The following is a 17,764-nucleotide window of genomic DNA, read 5'->3' as shown; positions in this document are numbered from 1 at the left end:
CTTACAATTTGATATATATTGTAAAATCCCGAGAATTGATTATTACGGACAGAAAAGGAGAACAATGTGGAAGCCCTACGAAATATCCGCTCAATCGCGGGTTAGCCTGCTTTTTGGCTTGAAAGCGACGCCTTCCAAAGCCATGTTGTGGCGAGTGTTCATTCATTAAACATCTAATTTCCTGGTACCCAGCCATTTCACCATCTCAGGATTACGATGGTCAAAGAAGCTACTTGTTTTTGTGTCTAACGTTGTAATCGCAATCATCTCTTCCGCGCTTAATTCAAAATCAAACACGCTGATATTTTCTATCATCCTCTCTTTGCGAACCGATTTTGAAAGAACAACGATTGCTCTTTGTGTAAGCCAGCGGAGAATGACCTGGGCAACACTCTTGTTATGTTTCGCGGCGATTGAAAGCAGTAATTCATTTTTAAAAATATTATTCTTTCCCTCTGCAAAAGGAGCCCATGCCTCCACCTGAACGCCGTTTTCCTTTAAAAACTTTTGCGTATCAATTTGCTGATTGAAAGGGTTCACTTCAATCTGATCTACCGCGGGTGGTATCTTGTTGTGAATCATCAAATCCATGATTCGGTCAGGAGGAAAGTTTGAAACACCGATAGCTCTGACTTTGCCTTGTTGATACAGTTCTTCCATCGCACGCCATTCACCATATACATCGCCAAAAGGTTGATGAATCAGATACAAGTCAAGGTAATCTAGTTGCAAGCGCTTCAGGGAATTTTCAAAGGCTTTTATTGTGCCTTCATAGCCATTTCTTTGAATCCAAAGTTTTGTAGTGATGAACAATTCCTCTCTTGCTACACCACTTCGTTTGATGCCTCTTCCAACCGCCTCTTCGTTCTGGTAAGAAGCGGCAGTGTCAATATGGCGATATCCAGTTTGAATAGCATCAACCACGCTTCTTTCACATTCGGTCAAATCAGTGATCTGAAAAACGCCGAAGCCAAGAATAGGTATTTCAACACCATTGTTCAATTTAATGTTTTGCATATTCTCTCCTTAAGCTGTGTCGCTGTATTTTGCGCTTGCCACCAGCACATGCTTTCCAAGACACCCGGCTAACCGGTTAGTATCTAATGTCTAGATTATCAGAATTCCCCAAGTCGAAGTAGCCCCCTTTTCGCCGGACACGGGAACTGCTAAAAATCAGCATTAGTCAGAGTCTTGGTCCTGGTTCCTATGACAACACCAGAGGAAAACATGGAACCTATCGAGGTGATCACATCAGTGCAGAGGCGCAGGAAATTTAGTAGTTGGCGATGTCCGCAGAGTTGGGTTGTAATGAAGCGGCATTCTAAAAAGATCAGAAGATTATTCTGTATTACATTGAAATCTTCAATGATGAAGAAGAGGTTTGAGGCGAGGACTTCAGGAAGGAACTTCGTTTTACAATGTCTTTAAAATCATATTTAACTTTGAAACTTCATGTGGCTAACCCACTCCCATCGAATCGATAAAGAAAACCTTGTTTCGTCACTCAAGTTCTATCTTGATAATTCCCTTTTGGATTGCATATCTCATAAGGTCCGCGACAGTTCGAAAAGCAAGTTTATTCATGACATTAGATCGGTGAGTTTCGACAGTTTTGACCGAAATACCCATCTCTCCTGCGATTTCCTTATTTTTATAGCCTTCAGCAACGAGACGGATCACTTCTATTTCTCTTTGAGTCGGGTTACGATAGAAGTTGGCGTCCCGCTCAACCATGGTTCTGGGTTTAGTATTGTTGAGTTTAGGTTTCTTTTTCATTGAAGTCTATAGGCTCCTTTTCAGAGAGGGAGCCGCCTTGAACTTTATCGATTTGGAGGCTTTGATCTTAATAGTCTCACCCGTTTGCGGGTTTCTTCCTTTACGCGCGGCGCGGGCGCGGACGGTAAATGTGCCAAACCCGGGAAAGCTGAATCTCCCATTCTTCTTTATCCCTTTTGCCATCGCGGCGAAAGTCTCGCCTACGATCTCAACCACCGCTCGCTTGCTCGAACCACTTTTCGTCTTGCGGCGACCACCGACTCGACTAACTCCTTCTTATTCATATTCCTCCATAATGGGTGACCGATTCAAATCGCTGAAACATGGAACTAGCTATCGACCGCTGTAAACTTCCGAATGCCTTTTATGGACCTGCCAGTTCGCCGTATATCGGCTGGCTAAAGACTTATCGGGAATCACAAGAAGATTTTCGGCATTCTTTTCCTCTGCAGCCTTTGTGAAGTTAAAAGAACCGGTAACAACCGTCTCTCCGTCAATGATCATTATTTTATTGTGAGCGATCGCATGCCGAGAATCGATAAACGTCGGAATACCGGCTCGAGAAACAAAGTCGGCGGATGAATATTTCTGACTCTTGTTGCTTCTATCGAGGATCATTTCGACATGGACACCTCGCTTGTGGGCGTCAACGAGAGCTCGAGCGATCGGGGCCGACGTGAAAGAATAGGCCTGAACGAGCACAGACGTCCTACTTTGGCTCAATGCTTTGACGATCTTCTCCGTGCAGCTCTCTCCCGGAGTAAAGCAGACCTCCAGTGCCGGGGCACCGGCCCATAGATTCGGTGATGGAAAGAAACAGTTTAGAGAAATCAGGAGCGCGAACGGCAGGATCGCTTTATTGGCTTGGCCCAGCATGATACGCAATCTACCAGAAAGGGATTTCTTCCTCAATAAAAAAGGCAAAAATATTGTTTCCACGCTTCCTCCGTCTACTTAAAGCGTTTAATATTATACGACCTAAAGTCGGGCCTTTTTTCTAACTCTCGTGAGCTTTCGTACCATCCTTGAAGATGAGATCTATTTTCGCTCCGTCCGCCTTATACCAGGGGTTATACAGACCGAGGCTATTGTCGATGTTTTGAATCGTGCTAAAAAGAAACCTATTGGCCACCTTCGCAGTGATGTGACTCTCGACGACCGCTCGTTGAAGCGTTTCCATTCGGTCCGCTGTATGGCATACGATCAATATCCCGACCGGATCTTTTGAATTCACCGGGGCCAGGCGGCGGTTCAACTGCATGAACGCGACCAACTTTTGAACGAACTCAGGAGTATGGGTTGTTCCGGCGTCGACTTCAACAAGGTAACTAAAATAGGCGCCATGCTTGAATTTCAGCGTAAACCTCAAATCGGGGATTCTCTTAATCCTTACCCTTTGAACCTGCTTTGCCAGCATGTCGTGGTCGTAGAGTCGCATGACCTGATACCGCCGCGGGTCCCCTTCGTAAATTCTCCGAATGAATCGTGTGAGCGTGATTTCATGAAAAAGGGTCTGCCGAGTCGGCCGAACCCGGCGGATCCGGTCGATCTGAAGGACGCTCTGCGACGTCAAAACCTCGATTCCGCCCTCTGCGAGGGAATAAACCGGTTTATGCAGGATCGGCCGACGACCACGGATTCTTTGCGGCTCCATTCGCTGAATACAATAACCCTCCATCAATTTCCACATCCTCCTCTCGAACGCCTGCCGACTCACCAATTTACCCTTCCCTATGAAAAACCGCGTATGCAGGTCGTCGGCAAACGCAGGACCGAAGGCGAGGTATTTTAGTAAATCCATGTCGCGATCCGTCAGAATAAGCCCTTCCGATCTCGCCATTTACCCCTCTCCTTCGTTCGCATCACCTTGATCGCACAACCGTTCGATCTCCTTCTGTATCCGGTCGATTTCTGAAAGCCTGGCCGCCGTAAAGATCTGATCGATCTTTTCTACCATCGTCTGCGCTCTCATGGGATCCTTGCGGAGCTGCCGCAGAAGACCGATGTGTCCCTCCGACAACCGATTGACATGCCATAGAAGACCGGCCTTCGCGAGCTCTTTCGTTTGAACCACAAAGGCGCCATAGGCCCGGAGTAGAACCTTGTTCCTTCTCCTGATGTCTTTATTCCCTTCTTTGGAATCCTTGAGCTTCCGCTGAAGCTCAGCCAGGGACGATAGAATAAGAGAACTCCCTTCCTTTTTTATTTCATTTTTATTAGATTCTGCCGCCGCCTGCTTTGGAGCGACGCCGGCGGAGGGCCGCTGCGCGTATTTCTCAATTGTCTTTCGAATATCTTCTTGTGGCATTTCCGATCCATCCGCCAGATATCGAAGCACCTCCTTCCGCTCGACTTCGTCGGAAATAAAACCCCACAACGAGGCGACCTCCTCAAACGCCCGGTCGCGATCGATCGAGTTTTTCATATCATACTGATCGCGCATGGCGAGAACGAGCCAGGGGCCCGCTTTGGCAGGATAGCGAATGACCTTTTTGAGGACCTCGGGTCCCAGCTTGATGATCAATTCGTCCGGATCCTTGATCCTTCGATTCTGGTCCAGCGGATCGACCGCGGTGATTTCAGTTACGTAAAGCGTAAATTTAGGATGCGCCTGAATGAGGTGTCGAATCAACTGCGAGGTACCCTGCTTTCCGGCCTTATCGCTGTCCAATAGAATAATGAGACGGAGGAACCGAGTCATCGCCAATGCCTCGCCAAAACCTTCCTTAAAGGACGTTCCCCCCAAAGCGACCGTATTAAACACGCCGTGCGATAGCATTTGAAGGACGTCGAGGATACCCTCGACGATGACCAAAGTCGCGTCCTCGGGAACTCTTCTTTTTGCATAATAGAGATTATATGGAGAGTCGACCTGAAGGTCGGCCGCATTCTTGTATTTCGGATAGCTATCCTCCTCTTCGGGTTTGACTGTTTTCAGTCGGGCCTTCGTCGCCCCCGCGATGAATCCGGACAATCTGCCGTTGTATGCCCGCCATCCGAACAGAATCTGATAGAAGGTCCCATATCCCTGAGTTAGAATCCCGGACGCTTTGATCTCGTCGTAGGTGAAACCCTTTTTTTTCAAAATTCCGATGAGCCTGGAGCGGTCCCCGAAAAAGCCGACGTCGTGGCCCTTCAAAGTCTCGGGAGAGAGACGGCGCGTGTTAATCAAGTACTCCCAAACGTCTTTCGCCTCGGGAAGGGACCAGTCTTCCTTCGTCTGGGACAGGATTTCTTCCCGGATATCCCGCTTCGCGAAGCGGGAAGTCGGCAGTTCAAAACCCGCTTCTTTCGCGAGCTCCTCCAGGGCAGCGCGTTTGTCGCAACCTCTGAGTTTGCAAAGATAATTGAAGATATCTCCCCCGCTTTTTCCAGGACACTGGAAACAGTTATAAAGTTGTTTCTCCGGAGTAATCGAAAAACATCCATGTCCCTGACAGAAAGGGCATTCCGGCAAGGTGTAGCCCTTTCCCGATCTCCGCGCCCGATGCCCTGTAGATTTCTCGATAAACGCGAGAATATCGACTTTCCTTTTAACCTCCTCGAAAGAATTCACTCCTTGGCGTTTCATAGCTGACCTCCGAATCGTTAATTCACCAATTAATAATCTCTCCTCCACCCTGAGGGATGGACGGCGAAGGGGGTAAGTTCGGGGAGGGGGGGATCGAATCAGGCCCCGGTAAGTCGAGGTCTTTATAGGCAGCGGCGAGAAGGGGGTTGGTGTTAGGACGATACGCTTCGACCGGCAGGCCTCTTTTGCTTTTGAACGCGCGATTTTTATACGAGGAGATTTGCTTAACCCAAATCGGGTGTAATCCTCCGATGTGGAGGAGCGCAGCGCCGATCGCCATGTTATAGATCTCATCTTTGGTCAAAAGGGACCTTTCCAGAAATCCGGTCGTCGTTACCGCCCCACGTCTCGATCGCGCGACCCGTTTATCGCGAATCGCCTTTTTCCCGAATAGATCCGAAAGGCGCTCGCATGTAATCGGGTCACAACCCTGTAAACAGACCTCTGTCTTTGTATTGACCGCAATCGAGACGACCTCGTGGGGTTTATATCGGGTCAGCTGCCCTTCCGCCTGCAGATAGGTTGCAATTCCGACCCGAGCGGACCGGGCGGTATTTGCAAAGTCGGCCATGTCGGGCAGATGGAGCGCGTAAAATTCATCAAGATAGAAAAAAAGAGAGCGTCCGTCGCCCTCCTTCCGAACCGGTCTTTCATAAACTTTCTGCATCAGGGCGCGGAGCAGGATCGACGCCGCAAGTCTGGCTTTTGGATTCGAATGCGGGCTCGCGATAATCAATAAGGTCGGTTCTCTAAAAAGAAGGTCCAGGTCCAAATCCGAGCGCGAGAAGGCCGCCGCAATCTTTGGATCGGCGAAGAGGTCCAATTTATTGAGAATCCCGCTGATCACATCGGGCAATCTGTTTTTGTTTTGGAATTGATGCTCGAATTCGGATTGAAGGACCGGATTCTGGCAATAGGTCACCGCAGCCTCCAAGGCCGGCGCCCCGCGCAGCGCCAGCTGATAGACCATCGAAAGGCTGCACTGCCTTGGATCTTTATACCCCATGACCAATTGGCAGTAGAGGCGAAAGAGTCGACGTTCCTGAAGGTCAAACCAGATCGAGGTATCATTGGCGTCGGTGTTCCTCTTCCCGTATACGGTCTGCTCAATCTGAGAGAGCATTTCAACGGACGCGCCGGCGAGCGGCTCGAACCCGGGACAGCTTTCCGAATAGGGATCGAACAGCACCACCTTCTTCGCCTTCGCATGCCATGCCCCGCCGATCGTTTCAAAGGCTTCCGGCGATTTCACATCGAGAACGACCGCGGAGCAATCGCCCGAGGCGTCCTCGATCAGCTGGGGGAACATGTACCCATCGGTTTTTCCGGTGCCGGCCCGGCCCTGGATGCGAATGTGCTCGAAGCGGTCTTTTTCAGGAAGCGAAATCATGACCGGAAGGAAAAGAATTTTTGTTCCTAAAATGAAGCGATTCTTATCTCGCCTATTGAAATAGACATTCAACAGCATCCCGTAGATCAAAAGAGCGCCGATCAGGGCGCCTGTAAGAATCAGCACGGTCTGATCAGGATGGTCCAGGACCGACCATCCGTCTTGCCGGAATCGCCATGCGAAAACAGATGCCAATAGGCCCGCATAGAGCAGGATCACCGCATACATCGAAAGAGGAAATCGAGCCCAGTTCCCAAGGTGCGATAGGATCTCCCAGGAAGTCGCATATCTGCCGCTCCCACTCCCATGGACGACTCTGGTCGCTCCGACCATTAAGACGATGAGAACGGCGACAATGATAAAAACAAAAAATAAGTTATCTGAGAAAATGGGACTGTTCCGAATCCATTCAACCTGATTCATATGACTCCCTCCTCGTTCCAATCACGGTTCGATTAACTTAGGTCATCAGAAAGCGCTTCCTGAAACCTCCCGAGCGCCCGGCCCCCCATACTACAACGCCATCCGAATGTAAAAAGAGGCGATTTTGCGACATTTCATGTCGCATTTTAGGATGATTTGCAGTCGAACCTATTTGGTATAGTCCGGCTCATCAGGATTTATCGACGAGGCGCACATGAAAAGTGACTTGATTAGAAGGCGATCCATTCGAGAAACGGACATCCGGGCTTTTTCATTCCGCGGTTTCATCGATTCTTACAGGACTGCTCTCGCCTTCACGATTATCGGTTTTGAATTGGCTGTCCTTAAAGCGCCGGCGCTCTCGGCCGAGATTAACAAAATGTCTTACCAGTATTTTTCCGATATGGCTGTCCTCATGCCAGCGGATGACACCTTCGTCCTGTGTGACTGCAAACCCGCAGCGCCTTTATTTGTAAAACCGCAAGAAGTCCCTATCGCGGTCAGGGCGGAGGAGCCTTTCCATTTCAGTCTTCCACCCGCGCTCCAAGAAGAATCGCTTCCGACGAAAATCGTAGCAATCGAAAATATGGATACCGTCAAACTTCACGATCCCGCTGAATCGGGCCACCCTTCACTTAGCGTCAACCCGACCATCATCCAATTCGGATTCAACCAGGTGAACCTCACCCCGATGCAGGAAACGGAGATCTTAAAGGTCGTTGAGCAAGTTAAAAAAACTGGAGGGGGGGTCAGGATCCAAGGGCACACCTGCGATCTCGGAGGGAGTGATCAAAACAATAGGGTCTCTTTTGATCGGGCCGAGCGGGTTGCCACAATTTTCAAAGAGCAAGGTATTGACGTGGCCAATGTCCAGGGAAAGGGAAGTTGCTGCCCCCTCTCCACCGATCGGAGATTGAATCGAAGAGTGGAGATTGTTGTCATAAAAAATGGAGGGGACCATGAGAAATAGGCTTTTTTTATTTATGTTGATCGCGCTGATTTCTTCCTCGTACCGTGTTCACGCGGAAACTGGAAAAGAGCAGACGATCGAGGAATCGATCCGGCAAGAATTCGCAACGTTGAAAATTGAAAGCATTCGAAAAACGGAGATTGAGGGCCTCTATGAAATCTCCTTCGATGAAAAGATCGTTTACTTCCACCCCCAAACCGGATTGACCCTCGTCGGAGAGATCCTGAACAAAGACGGGGTAAGTCTCACGGCTCAAAAGAAGGCGGAGGTTTCGGCGGCGCGGATCAAAGCGCTGCCGCTCGAAAAAGCGATCAAGATCGGCAATGGGAAGAACACGATCGTGGAGGTGGTCGACCCGGACTGCCCGTTTTGTCGAAAAACGGCCGCTTTCTTTAAAAAAAGAAAGGATGTGACGCGATACATCTTTCTTTTCCCGATCAAAGAACTGCATCCGGAGGCGGAACGGCATGCGCAATATATCCTCTGCGCGAAGGACCGGACCGCCGCCTATGACGAAGCGCTGTCGGGACAGCTCGACGATGAGGAGATCACGCTTTGCGACGACCCCAAAACAGCGGAGTTGCTCGCAGAGCACCAACGGATCGGCCAGAGGTTAGGGGTTCGGGGGACTCCCTCTCTTTGGATAAACGGAGAATTCGTCTCGGGGGCCGATATCAAGAAGATCGTCCAAATTTTAGAGCCAAAATCATAACGGAACCCCCTGTAGAACACAGGGTGCTATCAAACGAGGAGGGAACATGAAAACACTGCGCAGGATTTTCGGTGGAAGAGTCTCAAAAAAAGGAGGTGATTCTCATAACAGCATTTTCAATCGGAAGGAGGTTCAATTGGCCTTCTTGGCGCTGCTCCTGGTGCTGGCGATCGCCCCATTCGCGAACGCATTTGTGGCGCCCGTAGCAGGTTCATTTGCCTACGACGCGTATGATATCGGCGTCAATAAGATCTTAAAAGGGCCGATCGGCTTCGTCGGAGGTGTTCTTGCAATCGCGTTTGGGGCCTACATGGGGATCCAAGCCGAGATTTGGTATGCCATCGCGTCCATTCTCGGAGGGGCCATCTTGATGAAAGCCGATACCGTGGTTGCAAGCCTCGGCGCGCTGATTTGAACCCGAGCGTTCTCTCTCCCCTGGGGGTGGACCCCCTTCATCCTCCGGGGGGAGAGGGCGTTACCGACAGGGAAGGTGATCGATGGATAGAAAACGGTTTCCGCAATATCTCTCCCAGCCCTTCCAGGTGCTTTGGCTGGAGACAGACGAACTCATCATCGCGCTGATCTTCTATATTATTGCGCTCCTATTCGGAAGTTATTTTTGGTTCATGATTGTGGGAGGGCCCTATTTTTACTCCTCCCAGAAAAAGCGTTATCCGAGAGGTTTTCTTAAGCATTGTTTTTATTTTATCGGTCTCGTCAGGCTGAAAGGCTATCCGACTTTTTTCGAAGACGAATTTCAGGAGTAGAAAAGAGGTCCCATGAAACTTGAGACATTTTTACAAGATTCGTCGAACAAAGTGGCCGAGAATCGAATCCTAAAACTTGCTGTTCTTGTGATCGGAGGCGCCGTCCTCTTTAATACCGTCCTTCTCTCCCGGGCGATGAATACAGCGCGCACCATCATTATCCCCCCCGCGCTTAACTCGCGATTGGAAGTGACCCAGGAGGGCGCCTCTGAAGAGAGTCTCCGGGCCTACGCCCGGTATGTAATGAGTTTGGCTGGAAACTACACGCAGGCCTCGGCGCGAGGTCAGTTCGAGGAGCTCATTGGTTTATATGCGCCAGAGTCGTATCCGGAGGCGAAAAAGAGCTTCTATGAACTGGCCGACCGTATCGAAATAGCCCATATCACGAGCGCCTTTTATATCCAGCAAATCTTCTTTACCCCTTCCTTGATCGAAGTGCGGGGAGTGCGCAAGCAATTTGTCGAAGTCACTCGAGTGGATGAAACGGTGAAGTCATACTTCCTGAAATATCGAATCATCGATGGCAGGTTCAGTTTATTAAACATCTCCGAAAAGCAGGAGTGATCCTATGTTTTATCTTCTATCTCTTCTAACGGCTATTTTCTATTTTGGGTTTTCCGGACCGGCTTTCTCCCAGGATCCGCCCCCAGGAGATATCGCCATTCTCCCGGAAGTGACCACGCCGGTAGAGATGAGCAACTCGGATGCAAACCGCATCGTCTGCGCATCTACGATCGAGGACGTTATCTTCTCGAAAGAAAAGGGTCTCTCGGTCCATTTTACGAAACGGGACGCTTTTCTAAAATTCCAGATTCTAAAAGAGGACGGTCAGCTCACTTATTCGACTACCCCCGCGGAGGTCTTCGTCGTCTGCGGAGACCACGTCTTCCGCATCATCGCCATCCCAAAACGGGTTCCGTCGAAAACGGTGCGATTGACATCCGGAGGCGCCGATCAGATCAAGTCCAATCTTACATTAATGCGTGGGCTTCCGTATGAGGAGAAATTGCTCACTCTGATTCGAGCGGTCTATACCGATCAAATTCCGGAAAGCTTTACGGTCACCCAGACAAGAAAAGTGATCGATCTCTTTCGCGACATCGAAGTTACCCTCACCCGGACGATCTCGGTCGAGGGAGAAGGTCTTTTGGTAAAGGAATTCGTGGTTCAGCCCAGAGGGTCCCGTGTGGAGCTGCATGAAAAAGACTTTCTGAAGGTCGACCTTGCGCTTCGGCCGGTAGCAATTACGGTCGATCGACTCTCTTTGACCACCGGCCAGTCGGCGCGTGTCTTGATCGTCGAACAACGCGGGGAGGGAAATTAATGAACGGCCTGAAAACATTTTGGAGCGGTTTGACCTCGGAGCAAAAGCGCAGGGGAGTCTTATCCATTCTGATCGTGGTGGTTTTGGCGCTCGGGACCCTCGGATACCGGATGACGCGAGGGAGTTCCACCTCTTCCACTCCGGTAGAACAGAAAAAGGAGATCTCGCTTGAGCCGAATATGCTACAGAAATCCCAGGTGATGGAGTCCCAAAAAGAGCTTAAGAGCCAGAAAGACAGCCTCGACCAAATGCGCCAGGAGCTCGAGGATCTGAAAAAGGAGAGAGAGGAGAAGGCTCCTCCCGTTCCCCCCATCCCTCCCGACAAGACCGGCAGGGCGGTCCCTCAGAAGGGTGGATTCCCCGGCCCGCCGCCCCCTCCTCCGACCGACGTCCGGATCCCTCCGCCTCCCCCGCCTCCGCCAGGAAGGGAAGTCGAGGCCAAAGCGCCGGAGCGGGAGGTGATCGGCGAGATCACCGTTGTTTCAAATCCTTATGCCAAGCGGACCAAGGAGGATGAAGGGACCGAGAAAAAGAAAGAGAAAAAGACGATCTACCTTCCTCCTTCTTTCATGGAGGCGACCCTTTTGACCGGACTGGACGCGGAAACGGTGGAATCGGCAAAAGGGAACCCCGAGCCGGTCTTGCTTCGGATACGGGATCTTGCCGTACTCCCCAACCAGATCAAAACCAATTTGAAGGGCTGTTTCGTGATCGCACACGGGTACGGGAAGCTCTCGAAAGAGCGGGTAGAACTGCGCTTGGTGACCCTCTCCTGTCTTGCGAAAAATGGCCAGGCGGTCATTGATCAGGGGGTCAAAGGATACGTCGTGGATGAAGACGGGAAAAATGGACTGAGGGGCAACGTCGTCTCTCGAATGGGATCGGCGGTGGCGCGCGCCGCCTTGGCGGGGTTCTTCGGAGGGGCTGGAGAGGCCTTCCGGGCCTCAGCCACCACTACATCGGTCAGTCCCCTGGGCGCAACCCAGCTGATCAAACCGGAAGATCTCGGCAAGGCGGCGATCGGCGGGGGACTCTCGGGAGGCTCCCACGAATTGGAACGGCTCTATCTCGATCTGGCCCGCCAGGCGACTCCGATCATCGAGGTGGGGGCCACAAAAACGGTCACACTCGTCGTCACCGAGGGAGTTGATCTCGTTATCAAAGAAATTTGCGTCGGAGGACAACTATGCGACAAGTAACGCTTCTCGGACTTTTGATTCTCTTCCTTTCGGGCTGTTCGATTTTTAATCCCTACAACGGCGCGTTCACCTGTCCAAAGACTTACAACGGAAAGTGCGTTTCTCCTACTTCAGCCTATCAGGAATCGGTGGAAGGGAGTCCGAAAGAGAGGGAGGGCGAAGGTTTAAAACCGTTGACGAATGGCGGAGGGTCAGAAGATAAGAAAAAAGGAACGGCCGCGATGACGGAAGCGAGTTATCAAAACGCTTTGTATGAAAAGCTGACAGGACTCCTAAAAGAGCCGACCACTCCGATGATCGCCCCGCCGCAGGTGATGCGGGTCCTCATCCTCCCCTATAAAGGAGAAGACGCGCGACTCTATATGCCGCGATACGTATACGTCATTGTAGACGCGCCAAAATGGGTGTTGGGAAATCAATGGCTCAACGAAGAGTCCGCCGCACGGGCGACGGCGATGCCGGCGCAGAAATAGGGCGGGTGTAGACTCGCGGTGTAGACATCTATTCGGGTTACTCCCTCTGGGGGATTCATGGTTATTCCAAATATTCTAAACATCTTGGGTAAGAACGGCGGGCTGACCACTGCCGAGCTTCAATCGATGACCCATCGAAATAAATTCTCCGACTATCTTCCTTGGCTCGCCTATGACGAAAAAACAAACCTCTATTACAACAGCGACGAAACGGTCGGAGCAATTTGGGAATGCGCTCCGCTGGCGTTTGCAGGCAGTCGGACCCAGACCACGCTGGAAGCGCTCTTTCGTATCGATTTCCCTGAAGGATCGATCCTTCAATTTATCCTCTATGCCGACGATAATATTCAGCCGTTTCTTTCCGCTTTTCGAGATCATAAAAAAAGAGAAAGCCCCATCATCCAGAATACAACCCGCGCCCTTTGTGAATTCTTCTCGAAAGGAACGACCGGGATGGCTTCTCTTTCCGGAATCCCGATCCGAAATTTCAGGCTCTTTATGTCGGTCAAGATGCCGAAGGCCGAGCGAGGCCTCACCCCCCGGAAATTGGAAGAAATCCAGACCACGATCAAAGAAACCCTTCGAGGAGCGTCGCTATGCCCCGAGGCGGTCGGCCCCGATGTCCTACTCGACTGGATGAGGCGGCTATTTAACGGGACACCCTCCGGCAACAACGATTACTACGCCGACGGGATACCGATCCGAAAACAGGTCATTCTTTCAGAAACGGAAATAAAGAAAGAGCAGTCGACAATCCGAATCGCCGATCGTTCATTCCGTTGCGCCACCCCGAAAGTTTTCCCGAAAGAGGTCGATCTGTTTCAGACCAACCAGCTCTTCGGCGGCTGTTGGGGGCTGGTCTCCGATGGGGACCAGATGAAAACGCCCTTTCTTTATACGCTCAATATCATTTTCACGAATATGAAAGGACCCTTGCACAAAAAGTGCAACATGATCTTGTTTCAAAAGGGGGTCGGGAGTTTTGCCCGTTCGCTTGCCCGAAAGCAAGACGAATTTCAGTGGGCCACCGACGAGCTGGAGAAGGGAACGCGGTTTCTGAGGATACTCCCGGTCTTATGGGTCTGGGATCGAGATGAGAAGAGCGCGGCGGAGGCAATCACCCGCGCAAAGCGGATCTGGGAAGGCCAAGGATACATCATGCAGGAGGATCGGGGCATCCTTCCGGTTTTGTTTATCTCGTCGCTCCCCTTTGGACTCTACGACCGGGGTGGAAACATCAACCTGCTCGACCGCGATTTCATCGCGCCCCTCGATTCGATCTCCTCCATTCTACCCGTCCAGTCGGATTTTGCAGGAGGAGGAAACCCGATCACGGTCTTTGCCGGAAGGAAAGGACAATTTGTCGGGATCGACCTCTTTAGCAAGCGCGCCAGTAACCATAACTGTTTTGTTGCAGGTGGAAGCGGCGGCGGGAAATCGGTCTTCGTATGTCACCTCTGTTTTACCAATTTCGCGAGCGGGACAATTATTCGTTTGATCGATATCGGCGGCTCATACAAAAGATTGACCCGAATGCAAAAAGGACGCTACCTCGACTTTCGAGAAGATTCTCAAATCTGCATCAATCCCTTCACCCATGTTATCGAAATAAAAGAAGAGCTCTCGGTGATCGCATCGATTATCTTGCAGATGATCTATTCGCGTACAGGATCGGCGCCGGCTGATTCCGGAGAAACCGCAATGACGCTGATTAAATCGGCCGTGAAGTGGGCGTGGGACACGGAGGGAACCGATGCGAAGATCGACACCGTCTATCAATACCTGCGAGTCTTTCCGAAATACATGGATGAAGATTTTAAAGAAAATCAGACCTTCAAACAACTTGCTCAAATCCTCGCGTTTAATCTGACCGAATATACCACCGGCAATACCTATGGAAGATGGTTCAATGGACGATCGACTTTTGATATCACGCAGGACGAATGGGTTGTTTTAGAACTGGAATATTTAAAGCCCCAGAAAGAGCTTTTCAAAGTCGTCACACTTCAGGTGATCAACGAGGTCACGCGCGATCTTTATCTGTCGGACCGGGCTCGGCCGCGAATGGCTGTTTTCGATGAGGCGTGGCAGTTCTTGGAAAGCGGTTCCGATAGCATCGCCTTAAAAGAAGTCATTAAGGAGGGCTATCGGCGGGCCAGAAAATATGGTGGAAGTTTTACGATCGTTACCCAGTCTCTCCTGGACTCCAAAATGTTTGGAGCGGTGGGGGACGTGATCCGCGGAAACTCCGCCTTCAAATTCTTCCTGGAGTCGCCTGACTTTGAGAAAGCCAAGGAAGAAAAACTGATCGACTACGATCCGTTCACGATGAGACTTCTAAAAAGCGTGAAAAGCAGTCGCCCGAAGTACTCGGAGATCTTCATGGATACCCCCTTCGGCGTGGGCGTCGTGCGCTTAGCGCTCGATAGTTTCTCATATTACGTCTACACCTCGGATGGAAAAGAAGTCGCAGAGATCGAATCAATGGTGTCCCAGGGAAGGTCCTATGAGGATGCGATCCATGAGATGGTCCGAAAATATCGTAGTTAATGCCGCCGCTCTTTTTCTCATCCTCTCGCTTCTTCACGCGGGATTCGCATTGGCTCAAAGCGATCCGAAAGCGGCGGCCCAAGACTCCGCCAATCAAGCCCTTTCCAAGTTCGGTTCCACGTCGGGAATCAGGGACAACGCCTCGGTCCCGCTGACCTCGGGGAGCAGTCCGATGAAAACAATCGATAATACGAAATCGTTTAACGCCGGCATGAGCTGTCCCTCCTCGACCAAATTCCTCAATGTCCTGGTCGCTCCTTCGGGGACGGGAGACCTGTCCCAGGTCCTCGTCGGTCAAGATACGGACCTGGACGGCGCAGTCGACTATAGCTACCAGCCTCCCTTTCCGGTCTCGGGGGTTTGCGCCAATGGCGTTGTGAGTTGTACGCCAGGTCAGTGGGCCAATTGCCACTATTACCAATGGACCGCCGATTCCACCGGGCGGGCCAACCTCCAGGAGGTTTCTCCCCTGAGTCTCGGGGGCTGCTACTGCGTCAATAACAGTTGCGGCAGTAACCTTGCGATGACGAACCTCCCCTCAGTTTTAAAAAACATAGGAGGCGGCGTAGTCGGCTCCGTTCAGGCGAAGAACCCTAAACTCGCCATCACCGACGTTAAGGTAGATGGGCTTGCGGTTAGTTACTACGGACAGAATGAAGGAGCCTGTATCGCGGGGACTCCGAGCTCCCCGGAGCAATACTATTCCAACCCTGGCGGTATCTCAGGGGCCGTCGGCTCGCAAATCGCGCTTCAGTCGAGTGATCCGGCAAGCTATTACAATCTGATGACCACGACGCCGCCGGCGACCCAGTCGAGCTCGACAAACCGCCTCTGCGCAATTCAAAGAACCGTGGCGATTACCACGCAACAGACCTTCTGTCAGAATCCCGCCCCAGCGGGGGCGATCGCGTCGAGTGAAAATACCGTTTACCTGAAAGTCCTGGCAGGGACCTTTAGGAACCGAAACGATTGTGTTTGTACAAACGTAACGGGCTATTGTTCTCCGCCGTCGGCCGCCGTTTTTGCCACGCCGCCCGTAGGCTCAATCCCACTCGGAACGTCGGCGGAAAATTTCCGGGACCGTGGGAAGAAAAAAGGGAAAGACGATTGTACCTACGACGCCTACGACTACTACTCCCTTTGCACCAGAACGTCCGATATCTTCTCAGAAGCCGTCACCGATCACTGTAGCGCGCTAGATACGGATCCAAACTGCCGGCTCCGGGCGGAAACGGTCGACACGGTGAGTACCTATAATGGCTTTAACCCGACCGGGCTTGGGCCGCTTTCTTCCTGCAGCACATTAATCGGTCAGCTACAGAACTACGACATCTGCCGGAGTTGGTGGAAGAAGGATCGGACTTATCTGTGCCAAAACAATCCGGTGTTCGACTTCACCGACGCCCAAAGACGCGCCGGCGCCGTGCGCTCCGGCGTCGCCGATAATATTACGTCGATGCACTATCAGGACCTGCGTAAAGACCAATACGGCAATTGGATCTCGGAACAGAAGGATACGGCGCTGCCGGGCCGGGATAGTAACCCAAGTTGCGATATGGCGTGCAAAACAAGAGCGCCTGTTTCGGATACGCAAGCGTCGGTGGCCGGAACCACTGAACAGTTCCGGAATACGACAAACGGATATAACTTCTATTATAAAAAATGCGCCAATAACGCCTGTCCGCTCTCGGCAGGAGAAGAAGTCGTCAAGACCTGTCAGTGCGTGTCCGATTTCGCGGAGGCTGCGTCTCTGATGCAGGTGCTCCAGAACGCCGGAAAAGACATGATCTGCAGCAACGGCACAAAACAATAAGTAAAGTGTAGGCGCACGAATGGATCTTGGGACCTCAACAATAGAAGCTCTCTGGGTTGTAGCGGGACTGATCTTCCTGGCCCTTCGCAACCGCTCTCTCACCAACCCGGAATGGGAAGATTTCTATTTCTTCGTGATGCGAATACTCTGCGTTTCGTCAATTACAGCGGCTTTCGCTACCGGGATCTTTGGAGCGTTTTTTTCTCCCTTGGCTTTCTTTTCGACCGCCGTTCTCTCTGCGATCATTTTTGTAAATGCGGCGAAACGGCTAGGCTCCTTCGCGGCCTACTTGCAGTTGATTCAAGAAAAGAGAGAAGTAAATATTTTTCTAAAACTGCTTCTCGTCTATTTATCGAGGAAGGCGAATCCGGACAGAAGTCTTGTTTTGATGGCGGTATTTTTATCGGCGATCATTTCTTCTTTCCTGGTATTGACCGCGGCAGGGCTAGCGGCATTTTTGATGGTGAAATGAATGATGTATAAGGCTCTGTTCGCCGCCATTTTAGCGGTTTTATTGCTGTCCCAGCCCTCTCGCGCCGTCAATTTTGTCTGCGGCCAAGACTTAAACGGGGATGGAACGGCGACCGATACTGGAGAGACCGCCTCCTGCCCCGCAACGCCCCAGGGAACCTTCTGCCCCGTTGGCGCAGTCGCCTGCAGCGCGACCTATACCCCCTCGACCTGCCCCGCGGGGGGCGGCTTAAACCCCGCGACGGATCAATGCGAAGGGCCGACGGTCCCGCTCTGGCGCAACTGGCTTCTCATTCAATTGGTAGGAGCAAGCGGCGTGTGGAAT

General features: G+C 51.4%; 18 protein-coding genes. 11 read left to right on the top strand and 7 right to left on the bottom strand.

The genetic code is table 11. From position 1 onward, the window contains the following. Positions 1-165 precede the first annotated feature (165 nt). The 7 genes from HY282_07080 to HY282_07050 form a co-directional block, all read right to left on the bottom strand. Positions 166-1,017 (bottom strand): aldo/keto reductase, encoded by an 852-nt coding sequence (locus HY282_07080; GenBank protein MBI3803510.1) that lies wholly within the window; start codon positions 1,015-1,017, stop codon positions 166-168. 483 nt (positions 1,018-1,500) lie between these two features. Further along, positions 1,501-1,776 carry a response regulator transcription factor gene (locus HY282_07075; GenBank protein ID MBI3803509.1) on the bottom strand — a complete coding sequence of 92 codons (276 nt, stop codon included), beginning with the start codon at positions 1,774-1,776 and terminating at the stop codon, positions 1,501-1,503. Positions 1,777-1,782: 6 nt separating this feature from the next. Further along, a complete protein-coding gene (locus HY282_07070) occupies positions 1,783-1,959 on the bottom strand; it encodes an HU family DNA-binding protein (GenBank protein MBI3803508.1) in 177 nt (58 codons plus the stop codon). Positions 1,960-2,109: 150 nt separating this feature from the next. Next, a complete protein-coding gene (locus HY282_07065) occupies positions 2,110-2,652 on the bottom strand; it encodes a phospholipase D family protein (protein ID MBI3803507.1) in 543 nt (180 codons plus the stop codon). 121 nt (positions 2,653-2,773) lie between these two features. Further along, positions 2,774-3,616 carry a hypothetical protein gene (locus HY282_07060; GenBank protein ID MBI3803506.1) on the bottom strand — a complete coding sequence of 281 codons (843 nt, stop codon included), beginning with the start codon at positions 3,614-3,616 and terminating at the stop codon, positions 2,774-2,776. After that, positions 3,617-5,347: a toprim domain-containing protein gene (locus tag HY282_07055; GenBank protein ID MBI3803505.1), complete on the bottom strand. Its 1,731-nt coding sequence runs from the start codon at positions 5,345-5,347 to the stop codon at positions 3,617-3,619. It lies immediately after the preceding gene. A 22-nt stretch (positions 5,348-5,369) separates the two neighbouring features. Then, positions 5,370-7,160, bottom strand: a complete 1,791-nt coding sequence (locus HY282_07050) for a type IV secretory system conjugative DNA transfer family protein (protein MBI3803504.1) — start codon at positions 7,158-7,160, stop codon at positions 5,370-5,372. A gap of 214 nt (positions 7,161-7,374) precedes the next feature. Between HY282_07050 and HY282_07045 the strand changes: the two genes are divergently transcribed. The 11 genes from HY282_07045 to HY282_06995 all read left to right on the top strand — a co-directional run bounded on the left by HY282_07045 (position 7,375) and on the right by HY282_06995 (position 17,440). After that, the gene (locus HY282_07045; GenBank protein ID MBI3803503.1) at positions 7,375-8,130 is read left to right on the top strand and encodes an OmpA family protein; all 756 of its coding nucleotides are present in this window, start codon (positions 7,375-7,377) and stop codon (positions 8,128-8,130) included. Next, on the top strand, positions 8,120-8,842 hold the full coding sequence (locus tag HY282_07040) for a DsbC family protein (protein ID MBI3803502.1): 723 nt from the start codon (positions 8,120-8,122) through the stop codon (positions 8,840-8,842). The genes HY282_07045 and HY282_07040 overlap by 11 nt, the downstream gene beginning before the upstream one ends. A 112-nt stretch (positions 8,843-8,954) precedes the next feature. Further along, a complete protein-coding gene (locus HY282_07035) occupies positions 8,955-9,257 on the top strand; it encodes a hypothetical protein (GenBank protein MBI3803501.1) in 303 nt (100 codons plus the stop codon). Between the two features lie 82 nt (positions 9,258-9,339). Continuing rightward, positions 9,340-9,609 carry a type IV conjugative transfer system protein TraL gene (gene traL, locus HY282_07030; GenBank protein ID MBI3803500.1) on the top strand — a complete coding sequence of 90 codons (270 nt, stop codon included), beginning with the start codon at positions 9,340-9,342 and terminating at the stop codon, positions 9,607-9,609. Between the two features lie 12 nt (positions 9,610-9,621). Continuing rightward, a complete protein-coding gene (locus HY282_07025) occupies positions 9,622-10,173 on the top strand; it encodes a type IV conjugative transfer system protein TraE (protein ID MBI3803499.1) in 552 nt (183 codons plus the stop codon). A gap of 4 nt (positions 10,174-10,177) precedes the next feature. After that, complete coding sequence (locus HY282_07020; GenBank protein MBI3803498.1) at positions 10,178-10,933, top strand: type-F conjugative transfer system secretin TraK; 756 nt, start codon at positions 10,178-10,180, stop codon at positions 10,931-10,933. Next, on the top strand, positions 10,933-12,132 hold the full coding sequence (locus tag HY282_07015) for a conjugal transfer protein TraB (GenBank protein ID MBI3803497.1): 1,200 nt from the start codon (positions 10,933-10,935) through the stop codon (positions 12,130-12,132). Before HY282_07020 ends, HY282_07015 begins: the two co-directional genes overlap by 1 nt. Further along, positions 12,120-12,605: a type IV conjugative transfer system lipoprotein TraV gene (gene traV / locus HY282_07010; GenBank protein ID MBI3803496.1), complete on the top strand. Its 486-nt coding sequence runs from the start codon at positions 12,120-12,122 to the stop codon at positions 12,603-12,605. The genes HY282_07015 and traV overlap by 13 nt, the downstream gene beginning before the upstream one ends. 57 nt (positions 12,606-12,662) lie before the next feature. Continuing rightward, positions 12,663-15,155, top strand: coding sequence for a TraC family protein (locus HY282_07005; protein ID MBI3803495.1), 2,493 nt, complete (start codon positions 12,663-12,665; stop codon positions 15,153-15,155). Continuing rightward, the gene (locus HY282_07000) at positions 15,127-16,968 is read left to right on the top strand and encodes a hypothetical protein (GenBank protein ID MBI3803494.1); all 1,842 of its coding nucleotides are present in this window, start codon (positions 15,127-15,129) and stop codon (positions 16,966-16,968) included. Before HY282_07005 ends, HY282_07000 begins: the two co-directional genes overlap by 29 nt. Before the next feature lie 19 nt (positions 16,969-16,987). After that, on the top strand, positions 16,988-17,440 hold the full coding sequence (locus HY282_06995; protein MBI3803493.1) for a hypothetical protein: 453 nt from the start codon (positions 16,988-16,990) through the stop codon (positions 17,438-17,440). Positions 17,441-17,764: the final 324 nt, after the last annotated feature.

It is taken from the genome of Candidatus Manganitrophaceae bacterium (assembly GCA_016200325.1).
Lineage (GTDB): Bacteria > Nitrospirota > Nitrospiria > SBBL01 > Manganitrophaceae > Manganitrophus.
The sequence above is the reverse complement of the archived record's forward strand: the minus strand, read 5'-3'. Positions and strand labels throughout refer to the sequence as shown.

Bases quoted from the DNA above. Each gene is read 5' to 3' on its own strand.
- HY282_07080 (MBI3803510.1), bottom strand. From the start codon at position 1,017: ATGCAAAACATTAAATTGAACAATGGTGTTGAAATACCTATTCTTGGC.
- HY282_07075 (MBI3803509.1), bottom strand. From the start codon at position 1,776: ATGAAAAAGAAACCTAAACTCAACAATACTAAACCCAGAACCATGGTT.
- HY282_07070 (MBI3803508.1), bottom strand. From the start codon at position 1,959: ATGGCAAAAGGGATAAAGAAGAATGGGAGATTCAGCTTTCCCGGGTTT.
- HY282_07065 (MBI3803507.1), bottom strand. From the start codon at position 2,652: ATGCTGGGCCAAGCCAATAAAGCGATCCTGCCGTTCGCGCTCCTGATT.
- HY282_07060 (MBI3803506.1), bottom strand. From the start codon at position 3,616: ATGGCGAGATCGGAAGGGCTTATTCTGACGGATCGCGACATGGATTTA.
- HY282_07055 (MBI3803505.1), bottom strand. From the start codon at position 5,347: ATGAAACGCCAAGGAGTGAATTCTTTCGAGGAGGTTAAAAGGAAAGTC.
- HY282_07050 (MBI3803504.1), bottom strand. From the start codon at position 7,160: ATGAATCAGGTTGAATGGATTCGGAACAGTCCCATTTTCTCAGATAAC.
- HY282_07045 (MBI3803503.1), top strand. From the start codon at position 7,375: ATGAAAAGTGACTTGATTAGAAGGCGATCCATTCGAGAAACGGACATC.
- HY282_07040 (MBI3803502.1), top strand. From the start codon at position 8,120: ATGAGAAATAGGCTTTTTTTATTTATGTTGATCGCGCTGATTTCTTCC.
- traL (MBI3803500.1), top strand. From the start codon at position 9,340: ATGGATAGAAAACGGTTTCCGCAATATCTCTCCCAGCCCTTCCAGGTG.
- HY282_07025 (MBI3803499.1), top strand. From the start codon at position 9,622: ATGAAACTTGAGACATTTTTACAAGATTCGTCGAACAAAGTGGCCGAG.
- HY282_07020 (MBI3803498.1), top strand. From the start codon at position 10,178: ATGTTTTATCTTCTATCTCTTCTAACGGCTATTTTCTATTTTGGGTTT.
- HY282_07015 (MBI3803497.1), top strand. From the start codon at position 10,933: ATGAACGGCCTGAAAACATTTTGGAGCGGTTTGACCTCGGAGCAAAAG.
- traV (MBI3803496.1), top strand. From the start codon at position 12,120: ATGCGACAAGTAACGCTTCTCGGACTTTTGATTCTCTTCCTTTCGGGC.
- HY282_07005 (MBI3803495.1), top strand. From the start codon at position 12,663: ATGGTTATTCCAAATATTCTAAACATCTTGGGTAAGAACGGCGGGCTG.
- HY282_07000 (MBI3803494.1), top strand. From the start codon at position 15,127: ATGAGATGGTCCGAAAATATCGTAGTTAATGCCGCCGCTCTTTTTCTC.
- HY282_06995 (MBI3803493.1), top strand. From the start codon at position 16,988: ATGGATCTTGGGACCTCAACAATAGAAGCTCTCTGGGTTGTAGCGGGA.